This window comes from Nostoc punctiforme PCC 73102, from assembly GCF_000020025.1.
GTDB classification, from domain to species: Bacteria; Cyanobacteriota; Cyanobacteriia; order Cyanobacteriales; family Nostocaceae; genus Nostoc; species Nostoc punctiforme.
The window spans coordinates 4,821,922-4,839,280 of record NC_010628.1; the positions used below are offsets into that span (position 1 = coordinate 4,821,922).

The window sequence follows — 17,359 nt, forward strand, 5'->3', positions numbered from 1 at the left end:
GTATTCTGAATGCAAAAGCCAAAGTTGAAAATTTTTCAGAGAAGATTGCCTCATTGGGAGTTAGATGGGGCAGTTTATTTCATTACCTTTAATACTTGGGAAAAGTTAGAACTTAGCCTAGAAGCTAGAGAAATAGTTTTTAATTCCTGCTTGTTTTTTGATAAAAACAGATATCGAATATTTGTCCTTGTGGTAATGACAAATCATGTGCATCTGCTTATTCAACCTTTACTCAAATCGGAAAATGAGTTTTGGTCATTGAGTAACATTATGAAAAGTATTAAAGGTTATAGTGCTAAACAAATTCCCAAAGTGATGAAACATCTAGGAACAGTTTGGCAAGATGAAAGATATGACCGTATTATTAGGAACGATGAAGAGTTTCAACAATATTGGGAATATCTCAGACAAAATCCTGTAAAAGCAGGGCTGTCATCAAGCCCAGAAAATTACCCCTTCTTTTGGCAACTCCCTGAATAATCTCAATCATCATATTCTCTCTTGTGGGGTGGGCATCTTGCCCGCCCCTTTGTAGCCTTACATGTTATTAATTCTCTCTATGCTAATTTATGCTGCAAAGCAGCATAAATTAGACCCCATCCAACATGTTTTCCTCAAGGATTCGCCGAGTTATTCATCAAATTCTTAACTGATGAAGGTGATATAGTTTTAGATCCATTTGCAGGTTCTAACACAACTGGGTTTGTTGCTAAAACTCTGCAACTCCAATGGATATCTTTGGAAATTAACGAAGATTATGTAATGGGAAGTCGTTATCGTTTTAGTCAATAATCAAATTAAGTAAAGAGTCTGGACGAGGAGTTAAAATTTCTAACTCGTAACTCATAACTACTCACTTAAATTTCTCCATTCACCTGCATTTGGTGAACTCGATCGGCTAGCTCTTGACGACCTTGATCGTCTAGTTTATCAATAGCTAGCATTCCCATAAGAATCACTTCTTTCAGTGTTAAACGTGTCGAATGTGCCTGTTTTTGCACAATCTCCTTAATAATTGGACTGACACCAATCGCTGTACTAGCTCTAGCCACGGGAGAACAAACACTAATGATTAAGCCTAAATCTTAGCACTTCCAATGAAGTTATTTTCTATAGTTAAAACTTAATTTAAACGTGTTTCAACTCATACTTCTACAGACAAATATCAACTTGAAATTAAATATTACAGAACTACAACATAAGTACAGAGAATTGCTCTAATACTGGACAATCTGTATCAAACCCTAAATCATCCCATCAAACCTAAGAACCAACTTTTGGATGAAAATAAATTTAACTTTTGTTATACCAGCGCAATCTGTATAATTTATGACTGCATTATAGATGACTTTATAATTATCCCAAACCAGTTTGAGCGCCTAATTTTTTTAGAGCAAGTTCTTAAACATCAATAATAATAACCTTTTGCTTGCTTACAAAGAGCAGATCGTCGTATGATATCAACTAATCGCAAACTTATACACACTTACAATATTTGTGGACACTGAGTTATAAAAAATGGTTTTTTTGTGAAAATAGTGCTTTAACTACCAGTATTTTCGCAAATCGGACTTGTATACCACCGAAAAAACCGTACTTTAAAGAGATCGTAAATTGTCTAAGATAATCTACTCAACACGCTTTACAGAACTATACAGTGTAAATAAGAATAATAACTTAACCGAAGTAAAATTTTCCTGAATACAGGCAACTAATGCTGTGATAGGGAAAAGCAGTGAGTAGAGGAGAGAGAAAGCGATGAGGGACCCTTATCTGTTGGCAGCAGGCTTGTTAACAGGATTAGCAATACCAGCATCGGCTCTTCCACATTTGTCGATTGTCCTGCCAGAAAGTTCTAGATTCCTGTGGGATTTAAAGCAAGGCTCGCAGACAATAGTAAGTAGACAAATCATCCCCAGCGTTGATCTCTCCTTACCAGAACTCAGTGGGCAAGCGTTCCAACCCCTAAAAAATTCGCAGCCGACGGTAGACGAGAAAAACGTCTCTAGCGTACCCGAACTCAGTAGTGAAGGATTACCAGCCTCAACAGAATCATTAGTCAAACCCAGTGCCCAAGCAGCTGGTATTTCATTGACATCTGGTAATCAACTTTACTACCAAAGATTGGCGGCTCTGAAAACAGGTCAGATTTATACGCGCGTAGATAGTGATAATTTGCAATCTTTGTGGGAGTCGATCAGGAAGCGTCAACTAACTTATGATGACTGGAAAAGTTTATTAGCTTTAGAAGCTAGAGCAATCGCTCAAGGTCAAGGTGCAAATCATCTAAGCATCTTAGTTGGTGATTCTTTGAGCATGTGGTTTCCTAGAGAAAAACTGCCTACTGGGAAATTGTGGCTCAATCAAGGCATCTCTGGAGATACTTCCAGTGGGGTTTTAAAAAGGTTGGGGGCATTTTCGGCAACCCGGCCGGATGTGATTTATGTCATGGCTGGGATTAACGACTTACGCAAAGGCGCTAGTGATGACACAATTTTGCGTAATTATCGCCGGATTGTCCGTCGTTTAAGGGATTCTCACCCAAAAGCTCAAATCATTGTCCAATCAATTCTGCCTACTCGCCTAGCAAAACTTTCTAATAGCCGCATTCGTCACATCAACACCGAACTGACCCAAATTGCTAAACAAGAAGGCGCTAATTATCTAAATATTTATAGCTGGTTTACCGATATGGAAGGCAATATGCGTCCAGAGTTGACCACAGATGGTTTGCACCTGTCACAAGAGGGTTATGATGTATGGCGCTCGGCATTACAGCAGATAGAATACAAGGTAACTCAGCGTGAAGATTGAGCGATCGCTCGACCCTTAAAGCGATGTCTATGACGGGCTGCGCCTACGCAATTTTAGATTTATGGAAATTACCGACAACGATGCCATCACCATACGTTCTCTAATTGAAAACCAATTGGCAGCCTTTAAAAAAGATGATGCCCAAGGCGCTTTTGCCTTCGCCAGTCCAGGAATTCAGGCGCAATTTGGTACCCCAGAAAATTTTATGCAGATGGTGAAGATAAGTTACCCAGCAGTATACCGTCCTCGCTCTGTCTTTTTTGAGAAGATAACAACCATTCAGGAAAACATAACTCAGCCAGTGCTACTACTTGCTCCTGATGGAGTTCCCTTGAGAGCTTTATATCTTATGGAAAAACAGCCCGATAATGTCTGGAGCATTAACGGCTGCTTTCTTGTTTCTGTAGAAGGTAAAGAAATATAAACTGGATCTCTATAAAACCAAAATTTTATAATTTAACGCCCAAGGCTTCCCGATTTAAAATCTGATTTAACTTACCACTGCGATAACCTTCCAAATCCAGAGTTACGTAAAGAAATCCAAAATCCTGAAATACAGAAACTACTTTTTGCAAATCTGTCGTTAACACAAACTCTTTAATTTGTTCTGGTGATAATTCAATGCGTGCTGTATCCCCTTCCGATCGCACGCGCAAATTCTGCCAACCCAGCTTTCTTAAGAAAATTTCTGCTCTACCAACTCGTTGTAACTTAGCGACAGTAATCTCTTCACCATAAGGAAACCGGGAACTTAGGCAAGGTTGAGCGGGTTTATCCCACCAAGGTAAACCGAGTTGTTGCGAAAGCTGCCGAACTTCAACTTTGGTGACACCTACTTCAGCTAAAGGCGATCGTGCCCCTCTTTCTTTCGCTGCCTGAATTCCTGGGCGATAATCATGCAAATCATCGGCATTTACCCCATCCACTACGTAGGGATAACCCAACTGCAAAGCTAAAGGTTTGAGAGTGTCGTGCAACTCACTTTTGCAAAAATAACAGCGATTAACCGGGTTAGAAGTGTAATTGGGATTTTCCATCTCATGAGTTTGGACGATTTTATGAGCAATCCCAATAGTTGCGGCTTGAATTTTGGCATCTTCCAACTCTTCTGGCAACAGCGAAGGAGAAACAGCCGTGACAGCCAGAGCGCGATCGCCCAAGGCATCATAAGCAATTTTGGCAACCAAAGTGCTATCAACGCCCCCAGAGTAGGCAATCAATGCCTGCTCCATCTCTTCAAATAAGGCTTTCAATTGCTCAAATTTTTCTGTCAGCATCATTTCCCAATCCTACTCAAACCCTATAGCACCCAACAATTTTTATTGTAGTCATTTGTTATGTTATGGGGCATTGGGCATTGGGAAGAGGACTTGGGGACAAGGAGAATTGGGGACAAGGGGAAAGACTTGTTTCAAGTTCTCACTTATTGTCCCCTTGTCCCCTTGTCCTCCTGCCCCCTGCTCTCTATATTGGCGGTTTGCTGTACTTGGCTACCAGACTGGCTAAAAGTGGTAAATCAATCGGTTTAGAAATATAGTCATTTACTCCGGCTGTTAGACAGGTTTCGCGATCGCCTTTCATCGCCATTGCTGTTTGAACAATTACCGGAATCGTCTGATATTGCTCGTGTTCTCGCAGTTGTCGCACCAAGTTCAGACCATTTCCATCTGGCAGATAAACATCCATTAAAATCACTGCTGGGTCTAGCTGTGTTAGAGCTTCCCACATCTCGGCAGCATTCTTAACCCAAGTCACCTGATATCCTAATTTCCGTAGATAAATTTGCATCAAATCAGCGTTGGGTAAGTCATTTTCTACCAGCAAAACATCTACAGAAGAACTAGGGATGAAAGGCAGAAGAGATGAGGAATATTTTGCTTCCTCATCTCCCTCATCTCTCTTATCGATTCCCGCTCCCGCCTCTTGCTGAAGGGGAAGTACAAGGGTAAAACGGGAGCCGCTATCTACTTCAGATTCCACTTTCACAGAACCACCGTGAATTTGGGCGAGTTTCCGAGTCACTGCTAAACCCAAACCAGTCCCCTCAGCACCACCAGCGACAGCCTTAGCAATTTGGAAATAAGGTTCAAATAATTGAGTCTGGTCTTCTTGAGAAATGCCACTTCCGGTATCCCAAACTGTAAAATGTACAGATATACCTTTGGCAACAACCTGTAAGCCAACACTTCCTTTGCTGGTGAACTTTAAGGCATTGAAGAGTAAATTCAACAGCATTTGCTTGAGTCGCAAAGAGTCGGCTACTAGGGTTGTGATATCGGGGTCAATTTCTAGGCAAAGTCTTAAATCCTTATTAGCGGCTTTCTCTTTCACCAGTGCTAAAACATTGCTACATAGCAGTGGCACATCTACACATTCCCACTGCACCTCTAGCTGGTTCGCTTCAATTTTTGAAAGATCCAAAATATCATTAATCAGAGCTAGCAAGTGCTTACCGCTAGACTGAATGATATTTAAATACTCCCGTTGACGTTCTATAGTTGGTTCGTACCCTGGAGCTAAAAGCAGATTGGTAAAGCCAATAATAGAACTAAGCGGCGTGCGAATTTCGTGACTGGTGTTTGCCAGAAACTGGTTTTTCAGTTGATTGGTGCGCTCCAATTCTTGATTGGAGTTACTTAACTGTTGATATTGTTGCTGCCAAGATAGGATGTGTCTCAGTTGTACCAAAGCTGTTGTACAGTAGTTGGCAGACCTGGACATCAATTGCGATCTGAGTTGGGCTTTTGATTCTATAAGCGACTCACGATCGGAACTTAGGGGCGCTGCGGCAATAATTAGCCAGCCCATAACGCTGCCAGAATCATCAGCTAACCGCCAAGCGCTTGGTGGCTGTTGATTTTCAAGTTGCTGTAAATCTTTGAGTTCTATAACCTCTTGCAATCTCAACAGCAGCTTTTTTTCTGCTGTCAGCACATCTACAAATAAAGGTTGTGAGTTTTGAGATGGAGAACGAGAAACATAGGAAACTGTGGCTACAGTTTCTTGTGGTTGAAACATAGCAATGCCGACGGCATAATCTGTAAGTGCCAGATTGGTGCTGCTCATTACACTGTTAATCTCGTTAACCACAGCTTGGAGAACTTCTGATTCTGCGGCTCCTGCCTGTAGGACATTGTTACAAGCAGAAAGCAGATAATGATTAAGGCGACTTTGCAACTGGTTCAAGCTGCTCTCCAGCCACAACTTGGCGCGAAGTTGCTGAATTGTTGTCAAAAGTTTTGGCGTTGCATCTATCTGTGAGTTTTGGTCTGGTAAGCTTGAGTACTGCTGCATGGTCAACTAGACCGCCTAACAAATTTAGCTTCACATAAAAATCCGAAAAGGATTTTATGTATATTAGCGGACAATCCTTTTTTATTTATAAACCATAACTTATGTTGTTATAAACCATAACTTATGATGTCGAATTTAGCAGCTAGTCCAAAAAAATTATTATGTGAACCACTGACCTAAAATTTGTGAAAGCAACTTAAGACTTATGGATACACAATTCGCGCAACTAATCATCAATGGGATTGCAGTAGGAAGCATTATTGCTTTAGCCGCAGTCGGACTGACTCTTACTTATGGAATTTTACGGTTATCTAACTTTGCTCATGGTGACTTTTTAACTTTAGGAGCCTATCTTACTTGGCTGATCAATAGTATTGGAGTAAATATTTGGCTGTCAATGATCTTGGCGGCGGTGGGGACAGTAGCAGCAATGCTGTTATCGGAAAAGTTATTGTGGTCAAAGATGCGCTCGATCCGTGCTACTTCCACTACGTTGATTATTATTTCTATCGGGCTTGCCTTATTTCTTCGCAATGGGATTATTTTTATCTGGGGTGGCAAGAACCAAAATTATAATTTACCTGTTACCACAGCTTTAGATATTTTTGGTTTAAAAGTACCGCAAAATCAATTATTGGTATTGGGGTTAGCGATACTAGCAATTTTCGCGCTGCATTACCTGCTGCAAAATACCAAAATTGGTAAAGCGATGCGAGCAGTTGCTGACGATCTGGACTTAGCCAGGGTTTCAGGTATTAATGTTGACCGAGTAATTTTCTGGACTTGGCTAATTGCTGGCACTCTTACGTCATTGGGAGGCAGTATGTATGGGTTGATTACAGCCGTGCGTCCTAATATGGGGTGGTTCTTAATTTTACCGTTATTTGCCTCAGTGATTCTTGGGGGGATTGGCAACCCTTATGGTGCGATCGCAGCAGCTTTTATCATTGGCATTGTCCAAGAAATTAGCACCCCTTGGCTGGGTTCACAGTATAAACAAGGTGTAGCACTGTTGATCATGATTTTGGTGCTGCTCATTCGTCCCAAAGGTTTATTCAAAGGAACGATTTGAGCAGCACCATTCCACTTCTAACTATTCAATAATGTGGAAATAGTACGCCGCTACCAAGAAATTGATCGCTAGCAAGAATATTGCCCAGCCTGTGCGATAGGCGTAGGGAGGTTTTGCTCCACTGTCGGCAACTGCGGAATTTGCAGGATTCTTCGTTGTTTTAGCAGTCATAATGCGATTCTCCTAATGTCATGACTTTTTAAGAAATACCAAACTGGCGTACCAAATACCCAAATTCTTTAAGAATATTTGTGTGAATTTGGAAATTGGGCATTGGGGAATGGGGAATGGGGCATTGGGCACTTGTACTGAGCGAAGCCGAAGTATTGGGCATTAGTTATTTTTTCCCTGCTCCCCCTGCCTCCCCTGCCTCCCCTGCCTCCCCTGCTTCATCTCTACTCCTCATTTCCCACTCCCTCTTCTCCAGCATGATAGGAACTGCGAACCAGAGGCCCAGAACGGACATGGTTGAATCCCATTTCCCATGCTAATCTGCCGAGTTGATCGAATTCCTCTGGAGTCCAATATTTTTGGACTGGGAGATGTTCTAAAGAAGGACGCATATACTGCCCGATAGTCAAGCGATCGCACCCCACAGCCCTTAAATCAGCCATTGCTTCGACGACTTCATCAAGTGTTTCGCCATGTCCCAGCATCAAACCTGATTTGGTAGGAATTGTCGAATCGATTTCTTTAACCATAGCAAGTACCAAAAGCGAGCGATCGTATTTGGCTCCCCGGCGCACTGGCCCAGTTAACCGCCGCACTGTCTCGATATTGTGATTGAAACAAGCTGGTTTGGCTTTTACAATCATCGCTATCCGTTGGCGTTGACCTGATTCTCCTACACCTGCACCGCCCCAAAAATCTGGGGTCAGCACCTCAATTTGAGTCTCTGGATTCAACTGGCGGATAGTAGCGATCGTCTCCACAAAGTGACCTGCGCCCTGATCGGGCAAGTCATCACGGGCGACAGAAGTCAGCACTACATAACGCAATCCTAAAAGCTGTACTGCCTGTGCAACCTTTTGGGGTTCCTCTAAATCAAGAGGCATGGGTGCATGACCTTTATCTACTTGACAAAAAGCACAAGAGCGTGTGCAAGTAGGCCCCATTAGCAAGAAAGTTGCAGTTTTTTGGGCATAGCACTCTCCCCGGTTGGGACAGCGACCTTCTTCGCAAATTGTGTGGATTTGGCGCTGCTTAATAATGCGTTGTACGGTAGAGATTTCACTGGCTTTACCGATAGGGCGACGTAACCAGCTAGGCATTGCCGCAATTTCAGACTTTAGTTCGGCTTGTTGTGACGAAATCATAGACATCCAAGCAAGATACGGATATAAAGTAGTGGTCTTTCAATGGACAAATGATAGACAAGAATAGACGCAGGAAACGGTCTTAATATCTCCGTGTCTCCGTGTCCTTATATGCTTTATGCCTTAGAACAAAGCTAAAGCCTTAAATATCACCATGACATAAATCGAAAAGAGCGCCAGCAAAAGTTTTACAAAACACCTCTAGGAATGTCATTTATACCGAAATATACTATCCCCCAATTGCTAGAAATTTTGTATATAGTGGGAGGATTCTCAAGGACAATCGGCAAAGCCGCTATTTACACTTAAAGTTTCTGTTAGAGCAAACAGTCGTGGCAAGCAACAAGATTTTAGTTATCGATGACACTACAGTTGTCAGGGTAAAAGTACGAGAAATGTTGCCTCCGGGCAATTTTGAGGTACTGGAAGCAAAAGACGGTTTAGAAGGACTAAATTTTATTCTTCAGGAAAAACTCAGCCTGATTATGCTGGATTTCCTGCTGCCTAAAATGAGTGGCTGGGAAGTTTTCCAGAAAGTCCAAGCCGATCCGGAATTAAGGAAAATTCCTTTGGTGATCATGTCTGGTCGCAAGGAAGAGGTAACTGAGAAAATCACAGAACCCTTTGAATACTTTGAATTTCTGGGCAAGCCTTTCGATCAGAAGCAACTAATTAACGCAATTAAGTTAGCTATGACTAAGGCGAAACTGCCGCGCCCAGAATTAGTAGCAGTCGGAGCAGGGGTTGCTGTTAAAAATAGCACAGTTGCAACTTCTAGTGTTGCAACTGCTACGTTAGCAACTCCTACTGTTGCCAGTAGTGCGATGCCTACGGCGGCAAGCAACGCAACCCCTACTGCCGGAGGAGTCTCGGAGGCAGAAATTAATGCGTTGAACGAGAAAATTGTCAAAATGCAGGCTGAAATCGATGGCTTGAAGAAACAGCTAACTCAAGTTGTTACCTTTATTAAACAAAAAATCAAGTAGCATTTGTGTTCATTATTATTATCGCAGCCGAAATAACCCGTTCATCATAATGGGTGTCCGATTAAAAGCGGGTAAAAATAGTTAATTCAAAATACTTATCTTGACAAACCATCGTTGACAGCAAAATTCAAAAATAGCAAAAAACTACATATAGGGGTAATTCATGAATTGCCTCTACATGTAATTTTGTGTAAGTTTTATAGGTGCATTTTCAAAAATAAATAGTATTAGTTGTTAGTCTACTGAAACAGCCCTAGACCCACTAAACCTGCCGCAGTTTGCTCTTAACCTAAGAAAAACGGCAGGCTTTTTATTGCTTAGTCTCCCACATATACAATCTGCATCAGAGCTTGCTAGTAAACCTACAGATAGAAAACAGTAATAGGGAATATTTACCAGATAAATCTAGTAATAATATTTTGACAAACTTATACTTTTATACCAAATTAGTTTATTCAAAATTATATTGTTCAAGAAAATATATTTATTAAAAAATTATTTTTATTAATAGAAATTAAACAAATAAAATTATTATTTCATGATAATGATAGCCTTCGCACGGGAATACTAAGACATAGAAACAAGAATTATGAGCATAGGCTGCAATGTTAGTAGTATTAGATACATTATATTCGTTTCCAGGCTATCACATCACCGAGCAAATATACTCAGGTAGTAAAACTCTAGTTTATCGGGGCATTAGAGAACAAGACCAAAAACCAGTCGTTCTCAAATTAATGCGGAATGAATATCCTACGTTCGCGGAAATCGCTCAGTTCCGCAATCAATATATCATCACCAAAAACCTCGATATTCCTGGCATACTCAAAACCTATAGCTTAGAAAGCTACCGTAACAGCTACATCTTAGTGATGGAAGATTTTGGTGGTATTTCCCTGCAAGATTGGCGAATAGAGAATAAGGAAAATAAGGAAAACTATCTTTCTCTCAATGAGTTTTTCAATATTGCTATTAAAATTGCTTCTACCCTTGAGGGGCTACATCGCGATCGCATCATTCACAAAGATATCAAGCCTGCCAACATCCTAATAAACCCTACCACAGATGAAGTAAAAATCATCGACTTTAGTATTGCCACCCTCCTACCAAGAGAAATTCAATTTCTCACGAATCCCAACATCTTAGAAGGTACTCTGGCTTACATTTCTCCAGAACAAACTGGAAGGATGAACCGGGGTATCGACTATCGCACTGATTTTTATTCCCTTGGTATTACCTTCTTTCAACTCCTCACCGGACAGTTACCCTTCACTACTAAAGATCCGATGGAGTTAGTTTACTCTCATATCGCCAAACAACCGCTAAAAGCCAGCCGCATTAATTCTAAGATTCCAGCAATTTTGTCTGAAATTATCAATAAGCTGATGGCGAAAAACGCCGAAGACCGCTATCAGAGTGCTTTGGGGTTAAAGCATGACTTAGAGGTGTGCCAAAAGCAGTGGCAAGAAACAGGAAATATTGCACCCTTTGAAGTAGGAATGAGGGACATCTCAGACCGTTTCGTAATCCCTGAAAAACTCTATGGTCGTCAAGGTGAAGTTGAAACCCTACTCGCTGCTTTTAAGCGTGTAACTGAAGGGGCAATAGAAATGATATTAGTTGCAGGTTTCTCTGGCATTGGCAAAACTGCTGTGGTCAATGAAGTTCACAAACCTATTGTGCGACAGCGTAGTTACTTCATCAAAGGAAAATTTGACCAGTTTCAACGTGACATTCCCTTATCAGGATTGGTGCAAGCTTTTAGAGATTTAATCGGGCAACTACTCTCAGAAACTGATGCCCAAATTCAACAATGGAAAGCCAAAATCCTGCGGGAATTGGGTACACAGACTCAGGTAATTATCGATGTAATCCCTGAACTCGAACAAATTGTTGGTAAGCAAGCTCCGGTTACAGACCTCTCTGGCAGTGCTGCTCAAAATCGTTTCAATTTATTGTTTCAAAAATTTATTCAAATCTTTACAACTAAAGAACATCCCCTAGTTATCTTTATTGATGACTTGCAATGGGCAGATACAGCATCTTTAAAAATAATTCAGTTACTAATGTGTGAGAGTATTTCATCTTCTTTGGCAGAAAATGCAGAACACACACATGAGAGTCAGGGAGGTTTATTGTTAATTGGTTCTTATCGAGACAATGAAGTTTTCAAAGTAGATCCGCTTTATTTAACACTACAGGAAATTGAAAAAGCCGGAGCAGCTATTAATACAATTACCTTATCACCTTTAAATCAGGGTGATTTAAATCATCTCATTGCTGATACTCTGCATTGTGCTGAAGTAGTCGCAGTTCCGCTCACCCAGATGGTGTTTGCCAAAACCAAAGGCAACCCATTCTTTTCCGTCCAATTCCTCAAGTCTTTACACGATGATGGGCTAATTATATTAAACTTTGATGTTGGTCATTGGCAGTATGATATTTCCAAAGTTAAAGAGTTAGCTCTCACAGATGATGTAGTAGAATTTATTGCCCTACAAATAGGAAAATTGCCAATATATACCCAAAAGGTTCTGAAACTAGCGGCTTGTATTGGTAATCAATTTGACTTAAAGAGTCTAGCGATCGTCAACGAAAAATCTGTAGTAGATACAGCCTCGGATTTGTGGCAAGCCTTACTTGATGGACTAATTTTACCACAGACTGAAAATTACAATATCTTTGCGAAAGAAAATACTAATCAAGAATTCATTGTTCATGGAATAGAATCTATAGAATTTTCCAGTTCTAACTTACAGCTACCTAAATATAAATTCGTACACGATCGGGTGCAGCAAGCAGCTTATTCTTTGATTCCTGAAGAACAAAAAAAGCCAATTCACTTAAAAATTGGGCTACTGTTATTAAACAATATTCCAGTTGCAGAACAGGAAGAAAAGATTTTTGAGCTTGTCAATCAGTTTAATATTGCAGTGGAATTCATCTCCCCTCAAGCTAAACGAGATGAACTAGCCCAGATGAATCTAATTGCTGGACGTAAAGCTTTAGCATCAACAGCCTATCCTACAGCCCTTAAGTATTTAACTACTGGTATCCAACTGCTGGCAGATGATAGTTGGGAGACGAAACATTATCTTACCCTGGCTTTATATGAGACTGCGACAGAAGCAGCATATTTAGCTGGCAACTTTGAACAGATGGAACAATTAGCAGAGGTAGTGTTGGTACGTAAACCACTACTAGAAAAAGTAAAAGTTTATGAAGTCAAAATTCAGGCTTATGGGGCGCAGAACCAAGCACTGGAGGCCGTAAATACTGCCCTAACCTTTTTGAAACTTTTGGGAGTGGAGTTTCCTGAACATCCAAGCCAGTCTGATATTCAGTTAGCAATGGCAGAATTAACGTCAAATCTCAATGAAAGACTCATTGGGGACTTAATTAATCTGCCGGAAATGATCGAAGCTCAACCTCTGGCAATAATGCGTATACTATCAACTGCAACCCCTATTACCTATGCAGTTGCTCCTAAACTTTTTCCGCTAATTGTTCTGAAACAAATCGAGTTATCGCTCAAATATGGTAATGCTCCTTTATCTGCCTTTGGCTATAGTAATTACGGGTTAATACTGAGCGGACTAGTCGGAGATATTGAGTCTGGTTATCAATTTGGCAAACTATCTGGGAGTCTAGTGGATAAGCTGAATGCTAAAGATGTTAAAGCTAAAATTATGCTGGGATTTAACACAACCATTCGGCATTGGAAAGAACATACTAGACAAGTATTAAAACCTTTAATGGAAGGTTACTATGCCGCACTAGAAATAGGAGATTTAGAATATGCAGCTTATTATCTTCACTCTTATTCCTACTCTTCATATTTTATTGGTAAAGAACTCATAGGGTTAGAAAGGGAGATAGAAAATTACAGCAATGTTGTCAGGCAAATCAACCAAAAAACAGTATTTAACTGGATTAAAATCCACCAACAGAGTGTCTTGAATTTACTGGGAAATGCAGTGAATCCCTGTTATTTAATGGGTGAAGCTTACAACGAGAAAAAAATGTTGCCGTTTTACATTGACACCAATGATATAATGGGTATTTTCTATTTATATGTAAGTAAACTACATCTCTGTTACCTATTTCAGGAATATCCTTTAGCCTTGGAAAATGCTACTTTAGCAGAAAAGTATTTACAAGGTGGAATAGGACAGCAAGTAACTCCTATTTTCTACTTATATGATTCACTAGCACGACTGGCTGCATACCCTGATGCATCGGATTATGAGCAAAATTTAATTCTGAATAAGGTTCAAGCAAATCAGCAAAAAATGGAGTGTTGGGCACATCATGCTCCAATGAATTATTTACATAAATATTATATTGTAGAGGCCGAAAAGTATCGGATTAGTGGTCAATATCTTGAAGCAATGGAATTTTATGATCGCGCGATCTTCCTTACCAAAGAACATGAGTATATTCATGAAGAAGCACTCGCTCAAGAGCTTGCCGCAAAATTTTATCTCGAATGGGGTAAACATAAAATTTCCCAAACCTATCTAACAGATGCTTATTATAGCTACGTTCGCTGGGGAGCGTTAGCCAAAGTTGATGATTTGGCAAAACGCTATCCTCAATTACTTGCTCCTATATTCCAGCAAGAAAAAGTAAGTATCAAGTCCAGCCAGGAAAGCGTTTCTTTGAATAACACATCTATATCATCTTTATCTACTCTGAGTAATCAGCAAACTGTTATTGGCTCTAAGACAAGTATTTCTGATTCTCTGGATTTAGCCGCATTCATTAAAGCATCTCAAGCGCTCTCTGGAGAAATCGAGCTTGAACGACTACTTTCTACTTTGATGGAAGTTGTTATGGAGAATGCAGGAGCCTCTAAATGCGCTTTAATTTTGAGCGAAGGTGATAACTTAGCATTAACTGTCACAGCTGTTTGTTCAAGTTCAAATTTTGAGTATACCTACACTGAATTTCCATCAACTTCCCTTGAGTCGAGCTACGATGTTCCCATTACTTTGATTAACTACGTTAAACGCTCCAGAGAGATACTGGTAATTGATGATACAACATCTGTTTCTTTTCTAGCAAGCGATAACTACATTATTAGTGAAGAACCTAAGAGTTTGTTGTCTATACCTCTTGTAAATCAAGGTAAATTGATTGGGATTCTTTACCTAGAAAATCATCTGACAACAGGAGCCTTTACCCGCGATCGTGTAGAAGTACTTAAACTCCTCACCACTCAAGCAGCAATATCCCTAGAGAATGCTATCCTCTACAAAAATTTGGCCAAAGCTAAAGAAAGCTTGGAGGAATATAACCATACTTTAGAAGAAAAAGTCCAGGAAAGAACGCAGGAACTCAACGATAAAAATAACTGTTTACAAGAGACTTTACAGGAACTACAGCGTACCCAAATTCAATTGATTCAAAGTGAAAAAATGTCTTCTCTAGGACAAATGGTTGCGGGCATTGCTCATGAAATAAATAATCCTATTAACTTTATTCATGGCAATATTAATCATGCGGGTGAGTATGTCCAAGACTTGCTTGATTTGCTAGTTGTTTATCAGCAGGAATATCCCCATTCTTCGCCTTTAGTTGAGGAGAAATATGAGGAGATTGATATAGATTTTCTATCAGAAGACTTGCCAAAGATTCTAGATTCAATGAAAGTGGGTAGTTCGCGTATCCGAAATATCGTTTTGAGCTTACGTAATTTTTCTCGCCTAGATGAATCTGAGATGAAGCCTGTAGATATTCATGAGGGAATAGACAACAGCTTAATGATTTTACAACACCGACTTAAAGAAAATAGCAATTTTCCTGAAATTGAAGTCATCAAACAATACGGAAAATTACCGGAAGTTATTTGTTACCCCGGTCAGCTGAATCAGGTGTTTATGAATATCCTGAGTAATGCAATCGATGCTTTAGAAGATTCATTATCATCGGCTTCTGATTTTGTAGGAAAAATCCACATCTTTACTGAACTAACAGATTCTAATACGGCGATAATTCGAATTACCGATAATGGTTTTGGGATGACAAAAGCGGTGCAGCAGAAAATATTTGACCCATTTTTTACTACCAAGGCGGTAGGAAGTGGCACAGGCTTAGGGTTGTCCATTAGCTATCAGATTATTGTGGACAAACACAAGGGTCGTTTAACCTGCGACTCTACATTAGGAAAGGGAACTGAGTTTGTGATTGAGATCCCGATGCAACAGTCAGATATCTAGACTAAGTAGGTAAGCAAGAATATTTCCAACAAGATTTGTAGTAATAACTTTAGTTATTATTTTCTAAGCACTAAATTTATTACTACAAATTTGCTTACCCATCAATTTAACTTGAAAACCAACTAGGATAGGGGTGTAGTTGTCATATTAATTAAAGATTCTTTACGCGCACGTTGGTCGGTCATTACCATCTTGACTCCACTGCCTGGGGCAAGGTTAAAACCTCTACGCTGAGGTTGCTCTGGCCGCTGATCAACTAGCGCCAAGTGATAGTGTGACACAATGGTTGCTAATGCTAGCTTTATTTCAAATAGAGCCAAAGCCTCGCCCATACAACGACGGACACCACCGCCAAAGGGCAGGAATTCATAGGGAGAAAATTGACGTTCAATAAAGCGTTCTGGTTTAAATTGCTTAGATTGGGGATATAAATTCTCGCGATGATGAGTAAGATAAATACTGGGAAGCAGTATAGTTCCAGGCTCTAAAGAATGTCCCAATAATTCCAGGGGTTCTTGCACTACCCTGGGAAACGAAAACATCGTGACGGGGTGAATTCGCAAGGTTTCATTACAGACAGCTGTAAGATATGGTAGTCGGGAAATGCTCATAGGATCTGGGGAATCACCGAGAGTATCCAGTTCTTGAAGCAGTTTTTCACAGACTAAAGGCTGTTTGTGAATCCAGTACAATCCCCAAGCCATTGCTGTTGCAGTAGTATCGTAGCCAGCAAGTATAAGGGTTATTAACTGATCGCGCAACTCCTGATCTGTCATCGGTTGGCCTGCTTCATCCCGACATGATATTAGTAAAGAGAGAATATCGATGCGTTCTGGATCGGCTTGTTGTTGACACTCGGCAATTTCAGTGTAGAGAAATTGATCAATTTTCTCTCGAACGCGCAAGAAATTTCCCCAAGGACTCCAAGCTCCTAAATCCTGTTGCAAGAATGAGAAAAGGAATAAACTAGAACTAAGAGGTGACTCAAAAAGCTCTAACAACAATGGCAATAGTTGCCTAAGTTTTTGAATTTTTTCTCCCTCATAAAAGCCAAAGATAGACTGTAAAATGACTTGCAGAGATATCTCTTTTGTTAGATTACGAGCTACAAAGGGCTTATTTAGTGGTAACTGGTTAAAGATTTTTTTAGACACATTACAGATTAACTGACCATAAGCTTGCATCCGCTCTCCATGAAAAGAGGGTGTCACGAGTTGTCGTTGGCGTTTGTGGCGATCGCTCTCTAGCATCAGGACTGAATTATCCCCCAAAAGAGGCTTTAAAATTCCGTTGAGTTCGCCGACAGCTGTAAACTTTTTGCGATCGTTAGTTAAAATTTCCTGAATTGCTTGGGGGTGGTTCACAAAGACCACTGTATCCCCAAACCCGACTATCTTTCCAGTAAAAATATCAGGATATTCCTGGGCTGCATTTTCCATATAGCCTATAGGGTCACTAACCCAATGAAGCTTTTGTAGTAAAGAAGGACTTTTGAGAATATTAGGTAGTTGCATCTAGTTCTTGTTTTAAATTGTAGTGAGCTAATGGTCATTTATTCTTACTACCTTAACTTGTTAAAGTAGCAGCTTAAATATTGATTACATCCAACTTGAAAGCATGTTAATTACTATTTGTTACAAGTTCACTGCTTCACTA

General features: G+C 40.2%; 12 protein-coding genes and 1 pseudogene. 7 read left to right on the forward strand and 6 right to left on the reverse strand.

The window, feature by feature from the left end:
* The first annotated feature begins 9 nt into the window (after nt 1-9).
* Both NPUN_RS19290 and NPUN_RS39290 read left to right on the forward strand, forming a co-directional pair.
* The gene (locus NPUN_RS19290) at nt 10-480 is read left to right on the forward strand and encodes an REP-associated tyrosine transposase (RefSeq protein ID WP_012410175.1); all 471 of its coding nucleotides are present in this window, start codon (nt 10-12) and stop codon (nt 478-480) included.
* A 108-nt stretch (nt 481-588) separates the two neighbouring features.
* Nucleotides 589-792, forward strand: a pseudogene (locus NPUN_RS39290) (DNA methyltransferase); the annotation flags it as partial.
* Nucleotides 793-857: 65 nt separating this feature from the next.
* On the opposite strand, the gene NPUN_RS19300 reads toward NPUN_RS39290, so the two are convergent.
* Entirely contained in the window at nt 858-1,052 is a 195-nt protein-coding gene (locus tag NPUN_RS19300) for a hypothetical protein (protein ID WP_012410176.1), read from the reverse strand.
* Between the two features lie 706 nt (nt 1,053-1,758).
* On the opposite strand from NPUN_RS19300, the gene NPUN_RS19305 reads away from it, so the two are divergent.
* Together NPUN_RS19305 and NPUN_RS19310 are read left to right on the forward strand one after the other, a co-directional pair.
* Nucleotides 1,759-2,814: an SGNH/GDSL hydrolase family protein gene (locus NPUN_RS19305; RefSeq protein WP_012410177.1), complete on the forward strand. Its 1,056-nt coding sequence runs from the start codon at nt 1,759-1,761 to the stop codon at nt 2,812-2,814.
* A 61-nt stretch (nt 2,815-2,875) separates the two neighbouring features.
* Nucleotides 2,876-3,238 carry a DUF4864 domain-containing protein gene (locus NPUN_RS19310; RefSeq protein ID WP_012410178.1) on the forward strand — a complete coding sequence of 121 codons (363 nt, stop codon included), beginning with the start codon at nt 2,876-2,878 and terminating at the stop codon, nt 3,236-3,238.
* A gap of 25 nt (nt 3,239-3,263) precedes the next feature.
* Here NPUN_RS19310 and larE read toward each other — a convergent pair whose 3' ends face one another.
* Nucleotides 3,264-4,094, reverse strand: a complete 831-nt coding sequence (larE, locus tag NPUN_RS19315; RefSeq protein WP_041565512.1) for an ATP-dependent sacrificial sulfur transferase LarE — start codon at nt 4,092-4,094, stop codon at nt 3,264-3,266.
* 184 nt (nt 4,095-4,278) lie between these two features.
* Nucleotides 4,279-6,108, reverse strand: a complete 1,830-nt coding sequence (gene hrmK / locus NPUN_RS19320) for a hybrid histidine kinase/response regulator HrmK (RefSeq protein WP_012410180.1) — start codon at nt 6,106-6,108, stop codon at nt 4,279-4,281.
* Between the two features lie 205 nt (nt 6,109-6,313).
* Between hrmK and NPUN_RS19325 the strand changes: the two genes are divergently transcribed.
* Nucleotides 6,314-7,180: a branched-chain amino acid ABC transporter permease gene (locus tag NPUN_RS19325; protein WP_012410181.1), complete on the forward strand. Its 867-nt coding sequence runs from the start codon at nt 6,314-6,316 to the stop codon at nt 7,178-7,180.
* A gap of 21 nt (nt 7,181-7,201) precedes the next feature.
* On the opposite strand, the gene psaX is transcribed toward NPUN_RS19325, so the two are convergent.
* Nucleotides 7,202-7,351 carry a photosystem I protein PsaX gene (gene psaX, locus NPUN_RS19330; protein ID WP_012410182.1) on the reverse strand — a complete coding sequence of 50 codons (150 nt, stop codon included), beginning with the start codon at nt 7,349-7,351 and terminating at the stop codon, nt 7,202-7,204.
* 224 nt (nt 7,352-7,575) lie between these two features.
* On the reverse strand, nt 7,576-8,496 hold the full coding sequence (lipA, locus tag NPUN_RS19335; protein WP_041565513.1) for a lipoyl synthase: 921 nt from the start codon (nt 8,494-8,496) through the stop codon (nt 7,576-7,578).
* A 332-nt stretch (nt 8,497-8,828) separates the two neighbouring features.
* On the opposite strand from lipA, the gene NPUN_RS19340 reads away from it, so the two are divergent.
* Together NPUN_RS19340 and NPUN_RS19345 are read left to right on the forward strand one after the other, a co-directional pair.
* On the forward strand, nt 8,829-9,482 hold the full coding sequence (locus tag NPUN_RS19340) for a response regulator (RefSeq protein WP_012410184.1): 654 nt from the start codon (nt 8,829-8,831) through the stop codon (nt 9,480-9,482).
* Between the two features lie 605 nt (nt 9,483-10,087).
* On the forward strand, nt 10,088-15,703 hold the full coding sequence (locus NPUN_RS19345; RefSeq protein ID WP_012410185.1) for an ATP-binding sensor histidine kinase: 5,616 nt from the start codon (nt 10,088-10,090) through the stop codon (nt 15,701-15,703).
* Nucleotides 15,704-15,825: 122 nt separating this feature from the next.
* Here the strand turns inward: NPUN_RS19345 and NPUN_RS19350 are convergent, their stop codons facing one another.
* Nucleotides 15,826-17,217, reverse strand: a complete 1,392-nt coding sequence (locus tag NPUN_RS19350; protein ID WP_012410186.1) for a cytochrome P450 — start codon at nt 17,215-17,217, stop codon at nt 15,826-15,828.
* Between the last annotated feature and the right edge of the window lie 142 nt (nt 17,218-17,359).